This is a genomic window from Cellulomonas telluris (assembly GCF_004886325.1).
Classification (GTDB): domain Bacteria; phylum Actinomycetota; class Actinomycetes; order Actinomycetales; family Cellulomonadaceae; genus Cellulomonas; species Cellulomonas telluris.
Map to the genome: position 1 here is coordinate 1 of NZ_QXFN01000032.1, position 643 is coordinate 643.

At 68.7% G+C, this 643-nt stretch carries 1 protein-coding gene and 1 pseudogene; one reads left to right on the forward strand and one right to left on the reverse strand.

The genetic code is table 11. From position 1 onward, the window contains the following. Nucleotides 1-217 (reverse strand): annotated as a pseudogene (locus FB586_RS18580) (MFS transporter); the annotation flags it as partial. Nucleotides 218-338: 121 nt separating this feature from the next. On the opposite strand from FB586_RS18580, the gene FB586_RS18585 reads away from it, so the two are divergent. After that, nucleotides 339-643 (forward strand): TetR/AcrR family transcriptional regulator (locus FB586_RS18585; protein WP_136520844.1); only part of this gene is annotated, 305 nt, incomplete at its 3' end.

Genomic DNA, 643 nt, shown 5'->3' on the forward strand with positions numbered 1-643 from the left:
CGTTGAGGATCCACGACAGCGACGCGGGGCCGAAGCCGAGGTCGGCGTCGATGCGGGGGAGTGCGACGTTCACGACGGTGGCGTCGAGCACGATCATCAGCTGGGCGACCAGCACGATCGCGATGCCGGTCGCCGCGCGTCCGGCCTGCGGCGGCAGCTCGGTCGGGAGCTCGTGCCGGCGTCCCCGAGCTGGCAGGGACGAGGTGAGTGGTGACATGAGGTGCAGTCCTGTTCTGGCCCGGTGGGGCCGAGGTACAGTAGATCCGGAGGATGACTCCGCTTCCTCCACGACAATACGGAGACTGTCTCCGTTTAGCAAGACCGAAAGGAAGATCGCCGTGCGTGCCGACGCCCAGCGCAACCGCGACCGCATCGTCGAGGTGGCACGCCAGGTGTTCCGCGAGCAGGGCTACGACGCGTCGCTCGACCTCATCGCCAAGCAGGCCGGCGTGGGCCCGGGCACGCTCTACCGCCACTTCCCGACGCGTGACGACCTCATCGACGCCGTGATGCAGGCGTGGGTGGACCACGTCCAGGAGACCACCGAGAAGGCGCTGACCCACGAGGGCGCACCCCGCGAGCGGCTGCTCCACTGGTTCGAGGAGTACGTCCGGCTGATCAGCGTGCACAAGGGCGGTCCCGC